At 67.6% G+C, this 22,176-nt stretch carries 21 protein-coding genes; 5 read left to right on the forward strand and 16 right to left on the reverse strand.

What is annotated here, in order from left to right; translation table 11 throughout:
• The 14 genes from PSU4_RS26765 to PSU4_RS26830 all read right to left on the reverse strand — a co-directional run.
• A partial coding sequence (locus PSU4_RS26765) for an ABC transporter substrate-binding protein (RefSeq protein ID WP_147114293.1) occupies positions 1–1,290 on the reverse strand: 1,290 nt, incomplete at its 3' end.
• 116 nt (positions 1,291–1,406) lie between these two features.
• Positions 1,407–3,524 carry a dipeptide ABC transporter ATP-binding protein gene (locus tag PSU4_RS26770; protein ID WP_147114296.1) on the reverse strand — a complete coding sequence of 706 codons (2,118 nt, stop codon included), beginning with the start codon at positions 3,522–3,524 and terminating at the stop codon, positions 1,407–1,409.
• Positions 3,413–4,261 carry an ABC transporter permease gene (locus PSU4_RS26775; protein WP_246115371.1) on the reverse strand — a complete coding sequence of 283 codons (849 nt, stop codon included), beginning with the start codon at positions 4,259–4,261 and terminating at the stop codon, positions 3,413–3,415. The genes PSU4_RS26770 and PSU4_RS26775 overlap by 112 nt, the downstream gene beginning before the upstream one ends.
• On the reverse strand, positions 4,261–5,199 hold the full coding sequence (locus PSU4_RS26780) for an ABC transporter permease (protein ID WP_147114302.1): 939 nt from the start codon (positions 5,197–5,199) through the stop codon (positions 4,261–4,263). Before PSU4_RS26780 ends, PSU4_RS26775 begins: the two co-directional genes overlap by 1 nt.
• Before the next feature lie 209 nt (positions 5,200–5,408).
• Positions 5,409–6,692: an amidohydrolase family protein gene (locus PSU4_RS26785; RefSeq protein ID WP_147114304.1), complete on the reverse strand. Its 1,284-nt coding sequence runs from the start codon at positions 6,690–6,692 to the stop codon at positions 5,409–5,411.
• Between the two features lie 359 nt (positions 6,693–7,051).
• Positions 7,052–7,999, reverse strand: a complete 948-nt coding sequence (locus tag PSU4_RS26790) for a FadR/GntR family transcriptional regulator (RefSeq protein ID WP_307724802.1) — start codon at positions 7,997–7,999, stop codon at positions 7,052–7,054.
• A 46-nt stretch (positions 8,000–8,045) separates the two neighbouring features.
• The gene (locus PSU4_RS26795) at positions 8,046–9,188 is read right to left on the reverse strand and encodes an acyl-CoA dehydrogenase family protein (protein ID WP_147114309.1); all 1,143 of its coding nucleotides are present in this window, start codon (positions 9,186–9,188) and stop codon (positions 8,046–8,048) included.
• A gap of 71 nt (positions 9,189–9,259) precedes the next feature.
• On the reverse strand, positions 9,260–10,090 hold the full coding sequence (locus PSU4_RS26800; RefSeq protein ID WP_307724803.1) for an SDR family NAD(P)-dependent oxidoreductase: 831 nt from the start codon (positions 10,088–10,090) through the stop codon (positions 9,260–9,262).
• Between the two features lie 73 nt (positions 10,091–10,163).
• Positions 10,164–10,619, reverse strand: coding sequence for a PhlB family protein (locus tag PSU4_RS26805; protein ID WP_147114315.1), 456 nt, complete (start codon positions 10,617–10,619; stop codon positions 10,164–10,166).
• Complete coding sequence (locus tag PSU4_RS26810; protein ID WP_186817203.1) at positions 10,616–11,749, reverse strand: thiolase family protein; 1,134 nt, start codon at positions 11,747–11,749, stop codon at positions 10,616–10,618. The genes PSU4_RS26805 and PSU4_RS26810 overlap by 4 nt, the downstream gene beginning before the upstream one ends.
• Positions 11,742–12,704, reverse strand: coding sequence for an acyl-CoA dehydrogenase family protein (locus PSU4_RS26815; protein ID WP_147114321.1), 963 nt, complete (start codon positions 12,702–12,704; stop codon positions 11,742–11,744). The genes PSU4_RS26810 and PSU4_RS26815 overlap by 8 nt, the downstream gene beginning before the upstream one ends.
• Positions 12,691–13,887 (reverse strand): acyl-CoA dehydrogenase family protein, encoded by a 1,197-nt coding sequence (locus PSU4_RS26820; protein ID WP_281290742.1) that lies wholly within the window; start codon positions 13,885–13,887, stop codon positions 12,691–12,693. Before PSU4_RS26820 ends, PSU4_RS26815 begins: the two co-directional genes overlap by 14 nt.
• The gene (locus PSU4_RS26825) at positions 13,884–14,258 is read right to left on the reverse strand and encodes a carboxymuconolactone decarboxylase family protein (RefSeq protein WP_147114327.1); all 375 of its coding nucleotides are present in this window, start codon (positions 14,256–14,258) and stop codon (positions 13,884–13,886) included. Before PSU4_RS26825 ends, PSU4_RS26820 begins: the two co-directional genes overlap by 4 nt.
• Positions 14,259–14,411: 153 nt before the next feature.
• A complete protein-coding gene (locus tag PSU4_RS26830; RefSeq protein WP_147114330.1) occupies positions 14,412–14,924 on the reverse strand; it encodes a MarR family winged helix-turn-helix transcriptional regulator in 513 nt (170 codons plus the stop codon).
• 90 nt (positions 14,925–15,014) lie between these two features.
• Between PSU4_RS26830 and PSU4_RS26835 the strand changes: the two genes are divergently transcribed.
• From PSU4_RS26835 to PSU4_RS26850, 4 genes are read left to right on the forward strand one after another with little or no spacing between them, the layout of a single operon-like run.
• Positions 15,015–15,275 (forward strand): NifU family protein, encoded by a 261-nt coding sequence (locus tag PSU4_RS26835; protein ID WP_147114333.1) that lies wholly within the window; start codon positions 15,015–15,017, stop codon positions 15,273–15,275.
• A gap of 40 nt (positions 15,276–15,315) precedes the next feature.
• On the forward strand, positions 15,316–15,855 hold the full coding sequence (locus PSU4_RS26840; RefSeq protein ID WP_147114336.1) for a UGSC family (seleno)protein: 540 nt from the start codon (positions 15,316–15,318) through the stop codon (positions 15,853–15,855).
• 1 nt (position 15,856) lies between these two features.
• Positions 15,857–16,900, forward strand: a complete 1,044-nt coding sequence (locus PSU4_RS26845; protein ID WP_222596411.1) for a hypothetical protein — start codon at positions 15,857–15,859, stop codon at positions 16,898–16,900.
• Between the two features lie 45 nt (positions 16,901–16,945).
• Complete coding sequence (locus PSU4_RS26850) at positions 16,946–18,031, forward strand: IS630 family transposase (protein ID WP_147114339.1); 1,086 nt, start codon at positions 16,946–16,948, stop codon at positions 18,029–18,031.
• A gap of 80 nt (positions 18,032–18,111) precedes the next feature.
• On the opposite strand, the gene PSU4_RS26855 is transcribed toward PSU4_RS26850, so the two are convergent.
• Together PSU4_RS26855 and PSU4_RS32850 are read right to left on the reverse strand one after the other, a co-directional pair.
• Positions 18,112–18,876 (reverse strand): enoyl-CoA hydratase/isomerase family protein, encoded by a 765-nt coding sequence (locus tag PSU4_RS26855; protein WP_147114343.1) that lies wholly within the window; start codon positions 18,874–18,876, stop codon positions 18,112–18,114.
• Positions 18,877–20,075: 1,199 nt separating this feature from the next.
• Positions 20,076–21,293, reverse strand: a complete 1,218-nt coding sequence (locus PSU4_RS32850) for an ANTAR domain-containing protein (protein WP_222596413.1) — start codon at positions 21,291–21,293, stop codon at positions 20,076–20,078.
• Between the two features lie 508 nt (positions 21,294–21,801).
• Here PSU4_RS32850 and PSU4_RS32020 point away from each other — a divergent pair.
• The coding region (locus PSU4_RS32020) for a hypothetical protein (RefSeq protein ID WP_222596412.1) at positions 21,802–22,176 on the forward strand (375 nt) is incomplete at its 3' end.

Consider the following 22,176-nt stretch of genomic DNA (forward strand, 5'->3'; position numbering starts at 1 on the left):
AGTCAGGTATGCGCCGTAGGGCTGCGCGACGGATCCGGAGTCGAAGCTCGCGCCGATCAGGAACGCCTCCACCCGGGTCGCCTTCGGGGCGAAGATCGTCTTCAGGTAGGTCTGGAAGTCGAGGGTCATCAGCTGCGCGTTGAGTCCCACTGCGTTGAGCTGCTCCACGACGAGCTCGGCGGCCTCGCGGTCCTGCGGCCACCGTCCGGCCGGCGTGGCGAGTCGGAACGTGGCGCCCTGGGCACCGGCCTCCTGAATCAGCTGCCGGGCGCGGTCGGGGTCGAACCGCTGGTTCTGCAGGCCTGCGGTGAATCCGGAAATGCCGTCCACCCCGAGCTGACACAGGCCGGGGACGCTGAAGTCGTCGCCCAATAGGGCCTGCCGAATGCCCTCGTTGTCGGTGGCCAGGACGATCGCCTCGCGCACCTTCGGGTTCGCGGTGACGCCGGCGTACGCGTTCAGGGAGACGATGAGCTTCTGCGCGGGTGCTGCAGTCTGGTACCTCGGCGCCTGCTTGACCAGGAACGGCGGCAGGTTCGCCACGTCGATCTCGCCGGCCTGCAGGCCGGACAGCCTGGCCCCATCCTCGGGCCTCGCCAAGAGGACGACCTGGTCGGGTGCGGTGGCAGGGATCTCACCCCAGTAGTTGGGGTTCTTCTTAAGCACGACGCGATCGGTCGTGCGCGAGTCCATGAGGTATGGACCGGTGCCGATAGCAGCCTTGTCGAGTACGTCCTTCGGGCCCGCCGCCGTATACGCAGGCGGCACCATGGGGGCGAACGTGAGGTGCAGCGGGAACTCGGCGTCCGGGACCTTCGTGTGGATCTCGACGGTCGTCGGATCGATGATTTCCGTCCGGTCGTAGCTCGCGAAGAAGCCGACGTGCTCGGCGCCGAAGTCCGGACTGGTGATCCGATCCAGGCTGTACTTCACGGCGGCGGCGTCAAAGGTCTCGCCGTTCTGGTACTTGACGCCGGGGCGGAGCTTGAACCGCCACACCTGGGGCTGGGTCTGGGACCATTCGGTAGCGAGCAGGGGGACGAGCTTTCCACCGGGGTCAAGCGTCGCGAGGGTCTCCGAGACGTTGCCGTAGTGGACCAGCTGGATCCATTGTGTCGGGCTGCGTTGCGGATCGATGTCCGACAGGTCACCGCTCACCGCCATCGTGAACGTTCCGCCGTTCACGGGTGCCGCGCCGGCGGGTTGACCTCCGCCGGCGCAGCCGGCGGTCACCGCGATCGCGGCAAGCACCGCGCCGAGCCAGGCGCGACGTCGCTTCGAACCGAGCATCTTTGCTCTCCAGAGTGCCGGGGGGTAAGTGGGGCTCCGGGGCTCGGCCTCGGGTCCCGCGGGACAGGTACTGCGTGCGAACGGGCACTGCGCCGTTTGGTCGTGGGCTGAGCCGCTCAGGCGCTCTCGACGTTTCGTGTCCCTTCGGTCGAGGGGTCACCCGCCTCGTTCAACAGGTCACGTCGCATCGTGCGGCGTCGACGTTCGACGTCCGGGTCAGGTATCGGCTGCGCCGCGAGCAGGGCACGAGTGTGGGGGTGCACCGGCGCGTCGTATATCTCGGGGTTCCCGTTCAGCTCTACCAAGCGGCTCCGGAACATGACGCCAACGCGGTCGCACAGGAAGCGCACCATCGCCAGGTCGTGCGCGATGAACACCAGCGAGATCCCCTGCTCGGCGCGCAGGTCGGACAGGACGTTGAGCAGCGACGACCGGACCGACACGTCGAGTGCGGAGACCGGCTCGTCGCACACCAGCAGTTCGGGCCGGAGCGCGATCGCCCTCGCGATGGCGATGCGCTGGCGTTGACCGCCGGAGAACTCGTGCGGATAGCGGGCGAGGGCAGAAGCGGGCAGTTTGACCGAATCGAGGAGTCCGACGAGTGTCTGCTCGTCGGCTGGGCGACCGTGGATCTTCAGCGGCTCGAGCAGGGTCTGTCGCACGGTCATCCGCGGGTTCAGCGACGACGACGGATCCTGGAAGATCATCTGCATTCGCGGGCGCTGTTTGCGCAGCTCGCGCGCCGACATCGAGGCGAGGTCCCGGCCGTCGAACTCGATCCGCCCGGACGTCGGATCGATCAGCCGCAGCAGGCACCGGGCGAGGGTCGACTTGCCGCTGCCCGACTCCCCGACGATTCCGAGGATTTCGGCCCGTCCGATGTCGAGGGACACGTCGTCTACCGCGGTGAGCTGCTCGCGCTTGCCGAAGCCACCCGAGCGGATCGCGAACTTCTTCGTGAGGCCCCGGACCGAGACCAGCGGGGAACCGTCGGCGGCGCCGGCCGGCCCGGTCGACTCGGCACGTTCCGTCGCCCTCGCGGCGCCCAGCGGGAACGTGATCTCGGTGAGTCGCAAGCACGCGACCCGGCGAGCGTCACTGCTTCCCTCAACGAGGGTGAGCGGCGGCCGTTCCGTGGTGCAGACGTGCTCCTCGGCGAAACCGCAGCGGTCGTGGAAGGCGCAGCCGGTCGGGCGATGTGCGGGCTCGGGCGGCGACCCCGGGATCGCGACGAGGCGCGGCTCGCGATGCGTGAGTGGCGGGATCGACCGCATCAGCGCGTCGGTGTAGGGATGGCGCGGAGCGGCGTAGACCTCCTCGGTTGCACCCTGTTCGACGATTCTCCCGGCGTACATGGTCACGACCCGGTCCGCGAAGCCAGCCACTACGCCGAGGTCGTGGGTCACCAACACGACCGCAAGGCTCCGCTCATCGCAGAGGTCGTGGACGAGGTCGAGGATCTGGGCCTGGACGGTTACGTCGAGTGCCGTGGTCGGCTCGTCAGCGATCAGCAGGTCGGGGTCACCGGCAAGGGCTATGGCGATCATGACGCGCTGGCGCATTCCCCCAGACAGCTCGTGCGGGTATGACGCGAGGAGAGCCTGCGGTCGGGGGAGCCGCACCTGGTCGAGCAGGTCGACCGCCAGCTTGCCGGTCTCGTGCTTGTCGAGCGCGGGGCGGTGCAGCTCGATCGCCTCGCCCAGCTGGAAGCCCACGGAGCGGACCGGGTCCAGGGAGGTCAGCGGGTCCTGGAAGATCATCCCAATTCCGCCGCCGCGGAGCGCCCGACGGGCGGGCTCGGGCGCGCGGACCATGTCCACCCCGAGCACCTCGACCTGGCTGTGGTCGGCGATTCGGCCACCGACCCGGTCCACCAGACCCATCAACGCGAGGGAGGTCAGGCTCTTTCCACTGCCGGATTCACCCACCACGGCGAGCCGCTCGCCGGGGCGCACCTCGAACGACACGTCCTCGACCGGGCTGACCGAGTCGCCCGCGTCCCGGTCGAAGGTGATGCGGAGGTTCTCGACCCTGGCCAGGGCAGGGTTCTCCGGCGGCGCCGTCGTGTCCGCGACCGCTCGTGTCCGGACCGCGTGTGCTGCATCGGTCATCGTCATCCGCCTCAGGTGGTCACTCGGGTCGGGTCGACAACCCGCTGCAGCCAGCTGCCGACGAGGTTGGTGCTGAGTACGGCCAAGGCCAGGAACAGCCCGGCAAAGGTCGCGATCCACCACTGACTCTGGAGGTAGTCACGGCCACCTGCGAGGATGGCGCCGAGCGAAATCCCCGGCGGCTCGACGCCGAAGCCGAGGAAGCTCAGGGATGCCTCGGCGAGCATGATTCGGGCGAACTCCAGTGCGACCAGAGCGGCGAGCGGGCCGAGGACATTGGGCAGGACGTGCCGCAACACGATGCGGGTTCGGGTGGCACCGATACTTGTCGAGGAGACCACGAGCTCGGTCGACCGGATCTGGAGGACGGCGCTACGGATGACCCGAGCGAAGATCATCCATGTGCTCAGCCCCAAGATCAGGACAAGGAGCCAGATCCCCTTCCCCAGCAGGCCCACGACCAGCATGGCGAGGAGCAGCGCGGGGAACGAGAGCTGGATGTCAGTGATCCGCATCAGGACGGCGTCAAGCTTGCCCCCGAAGTAGCCGGCCGCGAGCCCGACTGCTGTGCCGACGACGGCACCGACGACGCAGGCTCCGATGGACACGAGGAACGAGGTCCGCAGCCCGAACAGGATGCGCGTCCAAAGGTCACGGCCCAGCTGATCGGTGCCGAGCAGTCCCTCGCCGCCGAGCCAAGAGGGCGGCTGCAGCCGCAACCTGAGCTGCGAGCCGTTCGGGTCGACGTGTGTGAGCAGCGGGTAGGCGACGGCGAGGATGAGCAGGACCGCCGCGACGATCGCCGCTACGGCGATCACCGGCTGGCGGCGGAGCGAACCGAGCAGCGAGCCGACCGTCATCACGAGCCGCCCTTCAGGACGCTGCGGGTCCGGGGATCGAGACGGAAGTAGAGCAGGTCGGCGCCGAGGTTCAGCCCGGCGACCACGATGGCGGCGACAGCGACGATCGCCTGCACCAGGAAGACATCGCCGTGTTCCAGAGCACCCACCGCGAGCCGGCCTATTCCTGGCCAGGCGAAAACCACCTCGACGATGACCGCGGTCCCGACGAACACTCTTCCCAGTTCGTAGAAGCCAAGGGTGACGACGGGAATCGCGGCGTTGCGGATGACGTGCTCCCGCGCGACTGCGACCTCCCCGAGGCCTTTCGCCCGGGCGGCCATGACGTACTGCTTGCCGTACTCGGTCACCATCGTCGATTGGGTCAGCTGGAAGATCTGCGCGAACGGCTTCATCGCGAGGACGAGCACCGGCAGGACCAGCGTCGCGGGTTTGGGATCGTAGCCGCCCGTCGGGAGCCATCCCATGATCACCGCGAAGATCAGGATCAGCATTAGGCCGACCCAGAACTCGGCCACCGAGATGACGCCGTAGGCGAAGACGTTGAGCGCCTGGGCCAAGCCTGAGTCGGGCCGGCGGGCGGCGACGGTGCCGAGGACGAGGCCGGCCGCGGCGCCCAACACGACCGCGGGGATCGCGATCAGCAATGTCGCTGGGAGATGGGCGAGGACGCTGCCGATCGCGCTCCCCCCTTGCCAGAGCGACTCGCCGAAGTCGAAGTGAACCGCCTTCGCGAAGAAGGTCCCCAGCTGAACCAGCAAGGGCTGATCGAATCCGTAGCGTGCCCGGAAGTCCGCCACCACGTTGTCCGGTGTGCCGACCGGGAGCATGGTCCGCGCAGGGTCGGCGATCGCGTACAATAGGATGAAGACGACCAGCAGCGCCCCGCCCACGACGATCAGGAACTGCCCGAGGCGCCCGGCCAGGTAACGGGTCATGCTGCGGGCCCGTCCTGGAGGGCGAGCAGCATCCCTCCGCTAGCGCGGGCCGGTCGCCCGCCGGGTCCGGGGATGACCAGGCGCGCACGCGGGATGCGGACGTGATGGGTTATCTGCACGGTGACTCCGTCGCGTCGTCGGGCGGTAGTGCCTGCCGGGGCCGGGTCCTCGCCTCTCGGCAAGCCTGGTGGCGGCACGGGCCGATGGCCTTAGCCCAGTGGGATCTTGTAGAGCTCGGCGGCGTTGTCCTGCAGGATGCGCTGCTGCGCGGCTTGAGGAAGCCCGCCCATGACCCGGCTGAAGTGCTCCTTGGGGCCCGGGTATAGGCAGGTGGGATGGGGCAGATCGGTCTCGACGAGGACGTTGCCCACACCGATGTCCTCGATCAGCTTCGAGGCACCGATCTCCTCGAACCAGAACATGACATAGAGATGATCGCGGAAGTACTCGCGCGGCCGGCGCTGGGCGAACTGTCGCTCGTCCGGGTGGGTCACCATCTCGTCAAACTGAAACTCCATCGCCTCGAGGATGAACGGGACCCAACCAATCCCGCTCTCGGCGGAGACGATCTTCAATTTGGGGAAGCGGTCGAACAAGTTGCTGTTGCACAGATTGACGACAATGCGGACGTTACTCATGTACATCTGCGCCGCATGCACGGCGAGCCTGCGCTGGGGACCGAACGATCGCCATGTCGGGGCGGCGACCACGGGAGGTGTGCCCGGCGCGGGGTCTGTCGGCGTCCGTCCGGACTCACGGCTCGTCGACCGCCTCAAAGCCTCCATGTCCTCACGACGTTGACCGGCGCCGATGTGGAAGTTCGCCACGGCACCTGACTCGTTGAACAGGTCCCACATCGGCTCGAAGTACGACTCAGGAAGCTCGGGCAGGCCCAGCAGCTCGGGCTTGTCGGAGAGGGTGAAACCGCGAATTCCGCGGTCCAGCAGCCGGGTCATCTCCTTGATGGTGAGGTCCATATCCCAGATCGGCAGGACCGCCTGCGGGAAGAGCCGCTGCTGTGAGGAATCCTGGACGTGTACCAGGTGGTCGTTGTACATCGTCAGGATCGCCTGGCGCTGGCCTGGGTCCTGGATCGCGAAGAGATGGTTGGACGCGAAGCCGATTCCGTTGGGGTACAAGATCTGGGCGTAGATGCCCATGTCGTCCATGATCCCCAGCCGCTCGTGCACGGCATACGCGGAGGTGTCGATCTTCGAGAAGGGGTGCAGCATGTGCGCACCGAGGACCTTCTGACGATCCTGCGTGATCGTGTTCCCGCCGGTGCTGGCCCACACCTCGCCGTTCAAATACCAAGCCGTGAGGCCGCCGACCGTCTTCTGCGTCGGGATCTTGTCCTGCATGGACTCGGGCGCCTGAGCGCTCCAGAGGTCCGCAGGCTCGGTCCAGTGCGCATCGCAGTCGACGATCTTCACCCCGGCCAGCGGATCGTCACCCGGCTGAGCCTCAGGGTGCTGTGCTGCCTCCAACGTCATGGCGGCCCGCCTTTCCGATCGACGTCGCAGTCGATCACATTGCTCGTTTCCGGAGGCGTAGACACCCGGTTGCCGCCCGTCTACGACTGGGTCATCGGCTGCCAGGCCAAGCCGTCTCGGTCGCTCCCGCTCGTTCACGGGACCGCGGTGGCGTCCTCACGCGAAGCTGCTCGGACCGCCCAAGAATAGATTATAAGGCTTATATGTCAAGAGTCCGCGCCGGTGGTCCCAGACGGCTCACATCGAGACGAGTGCCGAAGCCGACGAGCAACTGGTCGTGTGCCCCGCGTCGCGCTCGGATGGCGCAGGTCGGCGGCGGTCGGCTGCTCGAGCCCTGGTGGTCGAGCGTTCCACGCAGCTCAGCGCCACTCGACAATCTCGTCCAGGACGCCCGGGTACCGGAGCTCGCAGTAGCGGACATACTCCTCGAGATGGCGACGCATCAAGGCCTCAGCTCGCGGCGCGTCGTGCGCCTCGATGGCGTCGATGATCGCCGAGTGATCCGATTCGACGTGGTCTCGTTCGTCGTCGGGGAACATCATCCCGGTCACTCGCCCATACCAGGCCTCCTTGATCGACGTCGCGACGAGTGTCAGAACAGAGTTCCCTGAGCCGCTGAGCACGATCGTGTGGAAGTCCGAGGCGCGCCGGATGTAGGTGCTGCTTGAAGTGTCCGATATGTCGCCACCTACTGCGGTACGCATCTCTGCGATGACCTCCGGCTCCGCTCGCTTCGCCGCTTCAGCCACGAGCACGGGTTCGAGTACGAGGCGTGCGTTGACGAGCTCGCGGAAGGTTGAGCCTGCGGCCTGCAGGTGCAATGTCGCCATCTTCGCGAAATCACTGGCACTCGCGCCTCCGACCACAGGGCCGCCCCCAGGCCCGCCGCGGATGACGACCAGGCCCTGCACTTCCAGGATCCGAAGCGCTTCGCGCAGCGACGCTCGCGCCACGTTGTGCTCGGCGATCATGTCCGCCTCGAGCGGCAACCGTGACCCCGGTGTCAGGCCGCGATCAACGATGTCCCGCGCAATGGATCGAGCAACACGCTCCGCGATCTTTTCTACCCGACGTCGAGGCGGGCGCTCCTGGGAGTGTGAAGTAGCGTCTGAGCTTATTATCGCCCTAACCCCTCGCTCGTCGATCGTTTTGGCAGCCCTCCCGCCGCCGTTCCGTGGCAACGGGGGCGCGACCGCCGCCTCCACGCTGTCGACAACGGCCGTGCGGCCCAGTGTGTGCCAATCCTTATAACTGAGCAAGTCTCGCTCCCTGCAGCCTGAAGACCCAGGGGCCGGCGGACGGGCCACGCGGATGCGCGCCGTAGGCCTGCAGGCGTACCCCAGGCGCGCGCTCTCAGAAGCCGAGCGAGCGTCCGATCAGGTCCTTCATGATCTCGTTCGTTCCGCCGTACATTCGCTGGACCCGAGCGTCGCGCCACAGACGTGCGATCTCGTATTCGTTCATGTAGCCGTACCCGCCGTGCAGTTGCAAGCAACGGTCGAGGATCTCCCATTGGGTCTCGGTGGCCCAGTACTTCGCCCCCGCCGCCTCCTGCGCGGTGAGCTCGCCCGCGTTGCTCGCCTCGATGCAGCGGTCGACGTAGACCTGCATGACGTCGAGCTTGACGGTCATCTCCGCGATGGCGTGACGGTTGACCTGGAAAGTGCCGATGGCCTGACCGAAGGCCTTCCGGTCGGCCGCGTACTCTGTGGTGATCTCGAGGGCTCGGCGGGCTTGGGAGGCCGCCTGGATGGCGATTCCGAGCCGCTCGGCGGGCAGGTTCCGCATCAGGTGATAGAAACCGCGGTTCTCCTCGCCGATAAGATTCTCGACGGGCACACGGACGTCGGAGAACGAGAGCTCGGCGGTGTCGGCCGATCTCTGGCCGATCTTGTCCAGCTTCCGGCCGCGCTCGAAGCCCTCCATCCCGCGCTCGATGGCCAGCAGGCTGATGCCCTTGCGGCCCGCGGCGGGATCGGTCTTCACGACCGTGACGATCAGGTCGCTCTGCAAACCGCTGCTGATGAATGTCTTGGCCCCGTTGATGACGTAGTGGTCGCCTTCTCGACAAGCAGTCGTACGGATGCCGGCGATGTCGGAGCCCGCACCCGGCTCCGACATCGCGATCGCCGCTATCAGCTCGCCCGAGACGAACCCGGGCAGCCAGCGCTTCTTCTGCTCGTCATTCGTCAAGTGCACCATGTACGACGACAGGATGTCATTCTGAAGGCCGATGCCAATGCTGGCGCTCCCAGTCGCGTGTAGCTCCTCGGTCATGACGGCGTTGTACCGAAAGTCGCGCACACCGAGACCGCCGAACTCCACCGGCGCCTCCCAGCCGATCAGTCCGAGTCGACCAGCCACCAGCCACGGCTCACGGGGTGTACGTCCCGTCTCCTCCCACTCGTCAACGTGAGGCGCGCATTCCTTCAGATAAAATCCGCGCGCGGTCTGACGGAACAACTCGTGCTCCGGCTCGAATATTGTGCGCTTCACGGTGGCGCCGACCTCCTTGTGCGGTTCATTTCCACTTTGACCCCACCTTCGTCGCGCCGACGAGGGCGAAGTCATCCGAAAAGATTGGGCTGACCGCCACCGTCGATCTCGATTCGTTGCCCGGTTATGTATTCGCCCTCAGCCGAGGCAAGGTACGCAACCGCGGACGCGATGTCGGCGGGATAGGCGACGCGGCCGAATGGGAAGGCCGAACCGACCTCGCTGATGCTCGATCCATGTGCCGCCGTGACCAGACGCTCTCCCATGTCGGTGGCGACCAGGCCGGGGGCGACGATGTTGACCCGGACGCCGTACTGCCTCTCCTCCTTGGCCAGGACTCGTGCCGCGGCCTCCATGCCGCTCTTCGCGATGGTGTACGGCGCGGTATTCGGGGCGTGTTGCCCGGTCAACACACTCGAGACGACGATGATGTCTGCCCGATCGGCCTGGCGAAGATCGGGGAGCACGAGGCGGAGAAGTTCCAGTGGGCCGAGCACGTGTACTTGCAGCAGCTCGAGGTACTCGGCGGCTTCGGTGTCGATGACGGCCCTACCTCGGCTCGCGTGGCCGGCGTTGCTGACGAAGAGATCGACTTGGCCCATATCACCGCGGACGCTGTCCACGAGCAGAGCAATCGATTCTGAGTCCGTCATCGCACACGGATAGGACCGTGCAGCGCCGCCGGCCGATTCGATGTCGGCAACGGCGTCGACCGCCGCGTCGGCGTTTCGATGGTAGGTGAGCGCCACCGCTGCGCCCTCCGACGCGAGTCGAGCCGCGATACCTCGACCCACCCCGCGGGAACCTCCGGTAACCAGGGCGACTCTTTTCTTCAGTCGCCGTGTCATGTGACGGTCCTGGTCCTCGGCATCGTCCTGCTCAGGTCTCGCGCGTCCTATCATCTTTTCCTGCTGCGCCCTTCTGGCACGACATCACTTGAATTGTCAGGATGGTGATTTGGAACTACGGAGTAGGTCACAGCAACCGCTCCGCGGACGGCGTCGTCCGAGGCCCCGGCGCTAGGTCGCGATCCGCCGCACCGACGGGGCGGAACCCGAAGGTCCGGCCCCCCGGGTAGGGCTCGTGGACGACCACATCGACCATCGTGCCGGGCTCTATGCGCTCGGTCAGCAAGCCGATCACGCAAATACGGGCGGCGGGGAATCGGGCGACCCCCACCTCGTACGGCGCCTCGACGAGCGCGCCGGGCGGCGTGGAGAGCACGGCAGTGCAGGTGTCCAGCACCGCCGGGCCACGCAGCTCGGTCGGCCGGGTGGCCGCTCCGCAGGCCGGGCAGCGTGCCGCCCGGGGAAACGCAGTACGCCGGCAGCCGGTGCAGCCACCGGCCAAGAGGGCTGTGGGCGCGCCCGGCTCAGCGGTCAGGAACAGCTCGGGCCAGGCCAGGAGATCGGCCGGTTCCAGGGACGTCATCGCTGCACCACCACCACGCACGAGTTATGACCGGCCCCCATGACATGCCCCAGCCCGACACGGGCCCCTTCGACCTGCCGGGCGCCCGCATGCCCGCGCAGCTGGGTGACCAGCTCGTGAACTTGCCCGAGCCCAGAGGCTCCGAGCGGCTCGCCCTTCGACAGCAACCCGCCGGACACATTGACCGGACGTCGCCCTCCCAAGGCGGTGTCCCCAGAGCGCAGCAACGCTGCCTCCTCCCCCGGAGCGCACAGCCCCAGCTCCCGGTACGCGAGGAGTTCGGAGGCCGCGTCGGTGTCCTGGCACTCGACGATGTCGACGTCTGCCGGTCCGATTCCCGCCTGCTCGTACGCAAGTTGGGCCGCCCGCTCAGACAAGCTGGTCCGATCGACCGGAAACGCAGGGGCGGGGACGAACCAGTCGTCCGGGCCGCGTGAGACCAGCGCCGCGGCAGTGAGTCGCACGGGATGGGTGATGCCGCGCCGTCGGGCCTCGTCGGAATGCATGAGGAGGGCGGCCGCCGCACCCTCGTTGGGGGCGCACAGCAACAGCAGCCGCAGCGGCGGGCACACCTCCCGACTCTCGAGCACCTCCTCTCGGGAAATCTCCTTGCGGTACATCGCATTCGGGTTGTGAACGGCGTGGCGGTGATTCTTCACCGAGACCTCGGCCAGGTCGGCCTCGGTTGCCTCAGTGTCGCGCAGCAGCTCCCCGGCTTGTATCGCGAAGTACAGCGGGTTAACTCCGAGGCCGGTCTCGATCTGCCAGGTCTCGAAGCCCGAGGCGCCGATGAACCCGCGCGGTGCCTTCTCCACCCCGATGCACAGCACGCTGCGATGCGCACCCGAGGAGATCAATGCCGCCCCGAGGGCCAGGGCCGAACCGCTCGAGGCGCAGGCCGCCTCGACGTTCACGATCGGTTTGCCCGTGTGACGCAGCCGGTTGACGACATTGTGCCCCTTCGCCATCTCGGCGCCGACGTTGGCGACCAGGACGAGATCGACCTCGTCCGCGGTCAATCCGGCGTCGCGCAAACAGTCCTCGGCGGCATATGCACCGAGTTCCCGGTACCCGTAGTCGAATCGGCCGAAGGGATGGATACCCACCCCCGCGATCACGACGTCACGCACGGCGTGCCTCCTCCAGCGCCTCGGCCAACTCGATCGGAGCGGGGAGGCCACCCTGCGCGGCTAACAGGCTGCCGATCTCCAATTGCAGCTCCTCAGCATTGCCGCCGAGTGCGTCGAGCATCCGAACCCGCCGGACAACGCGGTGCAGCCCGTATTCGGTGGTGAACCCCATCGCCCCGCACAGCTGCTGGGCCGCGGCGGCGGCGGCCAGCGCAGCGCGCGCCGCGACCGCCTTGGCGGTGTGGGCACGGACCTCCCCGCCGGCGTTCCCGGACGCCGCCAGGACCGCCTCGGCCGCGACCAGTTCCACCTCGACGTCGGCAAGCCGATGCCGCACCGACTGCGCCACGACGAGGCGACGACCGAACTGGTACCGGTCCGACTGATGGGCAATGGCGATCTCCAGCGCCCGCCGCCCCAGCCCGAGAAGCTCGTGGCCGAGCGCCACCGCCGCCAGCTCGGCGACGGTCTCCCAATCTCGGGCCAAAGAACCCCACGCCGGCCCACCATCGACCGCGCCGCTGACGATCGCGGGACGCAGTTCGGGGTCCCACGCCTCGACAGGCACGACCGAGAGCTCTGCGGCGAGCAACACCCGTGCGCCGCTGCCGGAATGGACTAGGAAATGCGTGGCGCCGTCAGCGGATAGGGCTATCCCGCGCACCGCGACGGTCTTGCCCGCGCGGACACCCGGCGGTTGCCGCGAACCCGGCATCGGCAGCACGACCCGCAGCCCCGGCCGGTGATCAGGCCCGGCCATCAGGAGATCGAGCAGCGTCGACCGGCCGACGATTCGGCCCTGCGCCTGAAGCAGGGCGCCGGCGAGTGCGGGATCCGCGGCGAGCTCGGGGGCGAGCCCCGCGTCGACGAGCTCGGCGGTGAGCAGTTCGGGGTCCGCCATCGTGGTGAGCCGCTCGGTGGCGGCGGCGAACAGGTCCAGGTCAGCCGCGTCCATCGCGTTCCCCGTTCGCCCCGGCCCGGGGCAGCCGCAACACCCGGTCTGCCACGATGTCGCGCTGCACCTCGACCGCGCCGCCGAAGACCGAGGTGGCCCGGCTGTAGAACCACTCCTCGCGCAACGCCGTCTCCTCCGGTCCGTCGCCGACCAGCAGCGCCTCCTGCCGCGTGGCCAGCACCGCGTCGTACACCGCTTGCTCGGCGCGCGAGAGCAGGATCTTGTCCACCGAGATCTCCGGCCCCGGGTTCTCCCCGGCCGCCAGCCGCGCAACCGTCGTCCGCGACCGGGCGCGCAGCGAGGTCAGCGCCAGGTACGCGGCGCCGATGGCCGCGTGGGCGACCGGCCCGGCCCGGTCGGCCGCGGCGGCCGCCGTCTCCGCCAACCTGCGGTGCAGCACCGCCTGACGCAACCAGGCGTACATGCCGCGCTCGTACTGCAACAGGTACATCGCCACGGCCCAGCCGCCGTCCAGCTCGCCGACCAGCCCCGACCGCGGGACACGGACGCCGTCGAAGAACATCTCGGCGAACTCGTCGCGTCCGCTGGCCGCGGCGATGGGCGCTACCGTGACCCCCGGGGCGGCGAGATCGACCCACAGCATCGACAGGCCGCGGTGTCCCGAATCCGGCGGACCGGTGCGGGCAAGCACCGCGGCGTGGCTCGCGAACTGCCCCAACGTGGTCCACACCTTCTGCCCGGACAACACGAAGCTGTCCCCGTCGACCCGGGCCCAGGTCCGTAACGACGCGAGGTCGCTGCCGGCTTCCGGTTCCGAAAACCCCTGGCCCCACAGTTCCTCGCCGGCCAGGTAGGTCGGGAGGTGGCGCACGGCCAAGTCGGGCGCGTAGGCGGTGAGGACCGGTCCGAGGGTCTCGAGGATGACGAACGCCTCGGGAACCTCGATTCCGGCGGCGGCGAGCTCGTCGTAGAGCACCGCTCGCAACGTCGCCGAGCCGCCGAGCCCGCCTGCCTGCTCCGGCCACCCCGCCCGGGACCACCCGGCGTCGTGGAGCATCCGCAGTAGGCCTCGATCCTGCGCGACCGCGGCCGCCAGGCCGCCACTCGCCGGACGGGACCGATACCGGTCAAGGTCAGAGCCCTGCCGCCCGAGCCACTCCCGCAACGCGGCCGCATGCACACGAACAGCCGAGCCCGCCCGCACAGTGGGGATCGCCGTCATCGCCGGGCCTCGGCCCGGACAACCCGGTCCAGCTCGGACAGTGCATCAAGGGCGACCGGAAATCCACAGTAGACGACCAGCATTCGCAGCGCCGCCCGCAACCGCTCCGCGGGCATGCCGTCCTGAACAGCGCCATGCAGATAGTTGCGCAGTTGCAGCAGCCTCCCGGTGGACGCCAACGCTGTGATCGCCACCACCATGCGCTCCTGGTGCGTGAGTTCATCTCCGGCCCATACGTCGCCGAAGATGAAGCCGTCGGCCCACTCGGCGAGCTGCGGGTCGAGATCTTCTAGGGCGGCCTGCAGCCGATCGGCCTTAACGCCCTGGGCCCGAGCGCGGCGCGCTGGCCCGGTCGTCGCGGTCGGATCCATCTCGATCCTCCATCACATCGTTGCGCGGGGAGCCCCTCCCCGGTCCGCGTGTCCGGACGGGGGGTCACGGATGACGTCGGTGCCGAGCAGCAGCTGGAGGCCCGAGACCAACCCACGCAGAATACGTTATAAGGCTTGCACTGTGAAGCGGCGTCACGCCTGCGCCGAGTCGCCGTGCTCAACCCGCACCACACGGCCGCGACCGTTGCGGCCCGGCTGCGCGGTCCGCAGTCCCTGCGCGAACCGCGCAAACAGGTCCTCGAAGGCGCGGCGTTCGTCGTCAGCCCAGTCCTGCGTCGCGAGGCCGAGGATGTCGACCCACGCCCGGCGCAGCTGCGAGCGGACGGCCCGGCCGCGGGCCGAGAGCCGGACGACCGTCGTTCGGCGATCCGCAGTGGTGGACACACGCTCGAGAAGGCCGCGCTCCAGCAACTGCGCGACGTGCCTGCTGACCGTCGGCACGGTCAAGCCGAGATCGCGGGCGATGTCGCTGATTCGCGCCGAGCCCCGCTCGCCGACGCTCGCGACCACCGGATGCAGCGCCCGGTCCAGTGCGACCCCCGACGCCCGCTGGACCCACTCGCCCGCATGCAGGGCCTCGATGGCCCGCGTCAGGGCGGTCATCGACGCGAAGACCGACCGACCCCACTCCTGCTCTGCGTCCATCACACGAGGCTACCTCTCCGGCCTTGCGCCCTGGGCAAGGAGCCTTATATTTAGATACCGCACACACGTTAAGGACCCCGGGAGGCGCGGATGGGCACCATGCTGGAGACAGCGATCGAAGACTTGCGGCTCTTCGTCCGGGCGGACGGCGGCGATGTGGAGCTGGTCTGCTTCGATCCAGGCACCCGGACCGCCGAGGTGCGGCTGAACCTCGACGCCGTCGACTGCCTCGACTGCATCATCCCGCCGCCGATGCTGGAGAACCTGCTCCAGGACCGCTGGTCGGCCGGACAGGCCTCATCCACCACCTTGCTGATCCACGACCCCAGGGTCGAGCCCGCCGCGGGCTGACCCGAGACCACGATCGACCCGAGCGGTACGAAGGAGTGCCATGACCACCGGAATCGTGCTGGACCCGACCACGTCTGCACCACCAATCAACGACCCCGCGGGCCCGCCGGCCGGCGCCCTCGCAGGCCGGACCGTGGGACTGCGACGGGACATCTACTGGAAGTCCTGGGATTGGGTGACCGACGAGTGGGCCGCCCTGTTCGAACGCGACGGTGCCCGGATCGCCTGGTGGCGCCACACGCCGCCGGTAGGCAAGGAGGCGACCACGATCGACGACGAGCTGGACGCTTTCCTGGGCAGCGTCGACGCCGCGGTCATTGGCCTGTGCAACTGCGGCTCATGCACGATGTGGTCGGTCCACGACGCCCTGCGCAGCCTGTCGCGCAACTTGCCGACGGTCCTCGTCTCGACCGAGCACTTCGAGTCTCTGGCCCGCACCCTCGCGGCGCAGAGCGGCCGGCCGGAGGTGAAGGTGCAGCTGCTGCCCTACCCGCTGGAAGGACGCAACGAACCTGAGGTTCGCACAATCGCCCGCGAGTACTACCCGCACCTGCTCCTGACGATGGGTGCGGTGGTCTGAGATGGCGACCCTCAGTAGCAATCCGGTCGAGCTCGACCTCGAGGCCGCGGCCTTCCACCGGTCTGTCGGGGATCTTGGATGGGGCGATGGGCTGCCGTGCCTGCCGCCCGTTCCGGACGAGGTCGCACGGTTCGTCGAGGCTGCCAACCGCCCGGCAGATGAGGTGGTCGCAGTACTGCCGCCGTTCAACGCGGATTGCACCGTGGAGAAGATCGCCATCAACGCGGTCATGGCTGGTGCGCCCGCGAAGGCGATGCCGCTGCTGTGCGCAGCAGTCGAAGCCGTCGCGCATCCTGATCTCTGCCTCGCCGGGGTCAACGCGACGACCGCCTCGGTCGTCCCCGCACTGATCGTCAACGGCCCGATCCGGAACCACATCGGCATCCCGCATGGGCACTCTGCCTTCGGTGGCGTCCGCGGACCCGCGCCGTCGATCGGCAGGGCCCTCCGGCTGATCATGCGGCACATCGCCGGGCAGGTCGCCGGGATCACGTCCGAGTCGGTGTTCGGCCAGCCCGCCCGCGTCGTTGGGCTCGTCACAGGCGAGTGGGAAGAGCGGTCGCCATGGCGTCCACTCGCAGAGCGGCGCGGGGTCCCGGGCGACGCCGTTACCGCTTTCGGGACGATGGGCACCCTCAACGTCGTCGACACCGTGGCCGACGGCGCGGACCATCTCGTGGAGGTCATGGGCAAGTCCGCCGCGTACATTGGCGCGAACGGCTTCCTGGCGGCTACGGCGTTCTCCGAGTTCGCCCTCGCGATCAACCCAGTTTGGGCCGAGATCATCGCGGCGTCATACCCGGACGTCAAGCAGCTTCAGGCAGCACTGTGGGAGCACGCCGCGCTGCCGATCGACTTCTTTCCCCGGGCCTGTCGCCCCGGGATCGAGGAGCTCGGCCGGGTCCGAAAGGACGGGCGCGTACACCTGGTCGCCTCCCCCGAGGACGTCCTGGTGTTCGTCGCCGGAGGGCCAGGGTCACTCCACGCACACCTCCTGCATGGCTTCTCGGCCTCCCTCGCGGTGACCGTGCCAGTCGGCCGCTAGTGTCGTGAGTCGTTATTTCTTTGCTAGCTGGGTAGTCTTAGGTTCATGCCGGACCCCGTGGCTCCTGCAGTGACCCTGACCGACGCCGACCGTGACCAGCTCACTCAGTGGGCACGGCGAGCGACATCAGCAAACGCCCTGGCCGTGCGGTCCAGGATCGTCCTCGCCGCCGCCGACGGACTCACCACCAGCGCAGTGGCCCGCAAACTCGACATCAACGTCGCAACCGCCCGACGATGGCGGGCCCGGTTCCTGCAACACGGCCTCGACGGGCTCCTCGACGAACCCCGGCCCGGCCGGCCCCGCACTGTCGCCGACGCCCAGGTCGAAGCAGTGATCACCCGAACCCTGGAGACCACACCGAAAGACGCCACACACTGGTCGACCCGTTCGTTGGCCGCCGAACTCGGCATGTCACAGACATCGGTGTCGCGGATCTGGCGAGCGTTCGGGCTCCAGCCGCACCGCCAGGACTCCTGGAAACTGTCCAAGGACCCGCAGTTCGTCGACAAGGTCCACGACGTCGTCGGCCTCTACCTCAACCCGCCTGAGGCCGCGGTCGTGTTGTGCGTGGACGAGAAGTCCCAGATCCAGGCGCTGGACCGGACCGCCCCGGTGCTGCCGATGATGCCCGGCACCCCCGCCCGCGCCACCCACGACTACGTCCGCTCCGGCACCTCGAGTCTCTACGCCGCCCTCGACGTCGCCTCGGGCACGGTGATCAGCTCGCTGCACGCCCGCCACCGCGCCATCGAGTTCAAGAAGTTCCTGGCCAAGATCGACGCCGAGGTGCCCGACGAGTTCGCCGTGCACGTGGTGCTCGACAACGCCTCCACCCACAAGACCCCCGCGATCAAACGCTGGCTCACCGCGCATCCGCGGTTCGTCCTGCACTTCACCCCGACCAGCTCGTCGTGGCTCAACCTGGTCGAGCGCTGGTTCGGTGAGCTGACCACCAAGAAACTCCGCCGCGGCACCCACCGCTCTGTCCGGGCCCTCAACGCCGACATCCGAGCCTGGATCGCGACCTGGAACGACAATCCCCGCCCCTACGTCTGGACCAAGACCGCTGACGACATCCTCGCCAGCATCGCCCGATACTGCACCAAGATTAACGACTCACGACACTAGTCCCGTCCAGCCACGCGACCGCGGCGAGGAGGTCCTTAGGGGTTGCCAGTACACCTCCTCGTCGCACCCTGCTGCGTCGTCTACTCGGCTGGCCAGTACTGGATCGCCGCCATCCCCTCCAGCATCAAGCCGTAGCCGAGGTTGTCGTGCATGGCCTTTTTGATCTGGTGAACCATGGCGCTTCGGGTCGCGCGAAGTGTGCCCGCAGGGCGGGCCGCGATCGTGGCGGCGAGTTCACGCGCGCGCGGCAGGAGCGCCTCTCGCGGTAAAACCTCGTTTACCACTCCCCAGTCCAACGCCCGCAGCGCATCGAGGTGCTGACCCGTCAGAAGGAAATAGCGGGCCCGGTTCATTCCGAGCAACATCGGCCAAACGACCTGCACCCCGTCCCCCGGGACCAAACCGTTGGTGAAGTGAGGGGAGTCCGCGAACACGGCATTCTCCGCCGCGATGACCACATCGCAGAGCAGGGCGAGCTCCGCGTGCACGAGCGCGGGCCCGTTGACCGCAGCGATCATCGGCACCTCAATATCTAGGTGGCTCATGATTAGGCGCTTGCCGTCGGCATGGATGCGCTGCCAAGCTTGCGCCGTCATCGCCCCCCCACCGAGGCTCTCTCGGCCGATGAACGCGGCCCCGGCTCCGGTCATAATAATGACCTTGTTGTGGGGGTCCCGGCCGATGTCCTCGAACAGGTATCCCAACTCCTCGTGCGGCCCCGCGCCCCAGATTAGGTCCGACCCATCCGAATGCAGGACCACCTCGAGCACGCCGTCGTCGGAACGGGTCAGTAGCGCATGACGGTACTTCTCGCGATAGTTCTCCAGTCGGGGGCCGATTCGCATCTAAGATTCCTTCCTCAACTGTGTCAACACCGCTGCGGCGAGCGGACCGAGCAGTGCCGCGCCGGTCAGATCACGGAGGCTTTGACGAACCTCCGTCGACAGAATCCTCCTATATCTTGGTGTCGCACGCAATGATTAAGGAGGGCATGCCGTCGATTCGACGGCCCGTCTCGCACGGTGAGACGGCGCCTACAGGCCAAACGACAGGCGATACCGCCGGCGACGCGCGTATTCCCGAGCCCGCGTCATTTACGGGCGGCGACGAACATGGCGAACCGACCTCGCCGGCGACCTCGGTGATGCGCAAGAGCCGGTCAACCGAACCGGTCGATTCTCCCGCCACCAGGCCACACGGGCCGCAGCCTACTAGGGCCGTACTCGGCAGCCGCGGGCCGGCCGCCCGGGGCGGCAGTGACGTGCCCAATTCTCGCTACGAGCTATCCACTTTGTCCGCCCGAATCGGGGCAAGCAATGTGCGCAGTAGCAGCCTCGGTCGCGGTCGCGCTTAAGGCCGTCGCAGACGATAATCGGACGTCGAGTGTAAACTCATCGGGAGGCGCCAAAATCGACGTTGCCGTGTACTCGAGCAGAACCTCTACAAGAGCTACATGATCTGGGATGGGGCGCCTCCGAAAAGTCGCCCTCCACTACGCTCACAGCGCTGCGGAACCAGCAGTCGGCAGCCTTGGAACTCGGTGGGCAGAATGAAAGCACGGACACTGAGGGTGACTGTTGACGCCGCTGGATTTCGCTCTATTTCCGGGATATCTGACTTGTGTCGCACCATGCGGTTGCCAGCGGCGTGTTTAGACAGCCACGCGCTCGCCTCCGTCCTTGACGGGGACGAGGTTACGGTATCAGGGCTCGAGATTAACGGTCAGCATTAGGAGATCGTCGCCGAAAAACTCTTTGGGGCTGCCTGCGCTTAGTAGCGTAGATGCCCTTATCTGGGCTCAAGCTCGGATCTGGCTCTGGTTCGTCTCAGGTAGAAATCTCATCGCGTGATCTCTTTCTGGTCCGCCGCTTAGGGCCGGGGATGGTCTTGGCAGGCTCAGCCCCGCGGGTCAGCGGGAATGGTCTAGATCGCGACGTGGAGTGTCGAAGCCCTGCCTAATGAACGCGAGCTAGGCGTAAGCCTCAGTGACGCTGGCTCGGGGCGGTGGAGGTCAAGGGCAAATGGCCGATCCGCGTACCTCGAGTTACCGTGGCTGCTCGTCGACGCCCGCCGCGGCGCTCGTCGGTGAGCTCGCCCCGATTTGAGACGGCCAGTGGTCCGCCGCGCCAAGCGCCCGGCTGGCCGTGCTGCAAATGCCGAGGAGGTAGCGGCAGCGTCGCGGCGACCTACCGCCACTATTACTGCTGCTCCTGCCGAACGGCATAGCACATCTCGTTCCGTCTGGGCAGCGTGCTCGCGCACCGGCCGTGATCCTCGGCGGCACGACCGCATGAGCGAACACATACCTTCCGGCGTTGAGCCCTCTACTACGTCTCGCCGTCCTCACCGGCTGAGCAGGTGCAGATGCGTGATGGCTACGTCGATCGCGGAAACCATCGGCGTGACGTCGCAGGAGGTCTGCGCCAGGAGGTAGGCGTCCTGGACAACCGCCACGAACCCCGTGGCAAGTTGGGCCGCGTCGGCAGCGCCCCTCGAACCGAAAATCCGAGAGGCGCACGGCTGAGGAGAGGGCACCGCCGCTACGGCGCCGCCGCCGCGGAGTTTCCCGCTCCGTCCGCCAGGAAATGTCGGTTTCCGCGGCGGCGACGTAGTTGTCCCACCAGTGGTGGTGGTCGGCGCGCTGCTGGGCTGGGGGCACCAGTCGCTGCCCCGGCTGCGGCGGCACGGGTGCCGGGCGGTCCGACACCGACTGTCCGGGCGGCCGCAGGTCGACGCCGAACCGCTCCATCAGAATGCCCTTGGCCTGTCCGATCACATCACGACTATCCAGGGCGCGGCTCAACTGCCTGGCATGGTTGACGCCGTAGAGCAACAATCCTGCCTGCAACCCGAACAAGCCAGCCATCCTGCGTGCGGCGTCGTCCAACGCTTCGGGTGCGTGCGAGTAGAGGTTCAGCGCGGCGTCGCCGAAGTTCTGCTCGGCGCCCGGAGCCGCACAACTCAACGCTTGGCCGGGGCGAGCACAGCCGTGGAGATCGCCCGCCGTTGACTCACCTCTTAGCCATTCGCGATCTCGGCGAGCGCCGGCCCCGCAATAGCAAGTCCGTCCGGGTGTAGGTAGCCGCATGCAACCGGGCGACCGGACAGTGACAATGCCCCAGCTTGCGTTGTTCGACGTCAGCCAGTCCGAGCGCCATTGGAGCGATGCGACGAGTTGCATAAGCGTCGCCGCGACCGATGCCGAGCACACCTCTCCCGGGTGATCCTCGAACGTCTGTGACAACAGCCGGGGAACGTGCATCTGGGACACACAGACCCGCGCCGCGATCTCGGTTTGGGTTAGTTCCTACCAACGTCACTAGGCGAGCGCGGAGAATCCTGACCCGGTGCCATCGCCCCCGCATACCCACGTCGGCCTAGTCCGGCGCAATGCGATCTTGACGGCCCGCGTCCGTCACCGTGAGTCCGAACGCTGCGGCCCATGACCGATCAGCGGAGTGCTCCCGCTATGACCGGCGATCGTCCCTGGTCAAGGCCGTCACAGGCCCGTCCGGGCAGTGTGCGATGAGCGGTCACCCGCGTGGACCCAGGGGTGCTAGCGCTTAGGCCCCACGCTCGTGGGCGCCAGCGCCCCAGCGATTCCCGAACAACGTCGGCGAAACCAGTCCCCGCCCCGGCTGTCGGCACCTCTGCTCACCTCGTGAACGTCATCATCCCAATAGGTCCATCGCGCGTCGCGACCGCACGGAGTCCCGTCCGCCAAATTGGCGCGAGGCACCTGCGAATTGACAGATTCGTGGCAGATCCCGGTGAGTTTCCTGTGGGATTCGTCGGAAGAATTGTCGGTACCGGTCGACACACTTACAGGTATGGCGAGGTTGGGCAGTGTGCCGGAGTGGGTGGGCCCGCCGTTGCGGGCTGTCGCGGACATCGAGTTGTTCTTATTGAGGGTTTTCGAACGGACCCGGGCGCCGCAAGCGCTCGGATCGTGGGTGAGCTTGTCCTGGCTGGGCGCCGAGGACGGCGAACGCACCCCGGGTCCGCTCGGTGAAGGTTTGCCGACGGAGACGGCGGCGTGGGCGGCGATGCTCACGGCGGACGCGATCGCGGCGGGCGATCCGTATCCGGCGTCGTCGTGGTGGGCGGCCCGGGGCATGGCACCCGGGGATCGGATCACCCCGCAG

This window comes from Pseudonocardia sulfidoxydans NBRC 16205 (assembly GCF_007989085.1).
Classification (GTDB): domain Bacteria; phylum Actinomycetota; class Actinomycetes; order Mycobacteriales; family Pseudonocardiaceae; genus Pseudonocardia; species Pseudonocardia sulfidoxydans.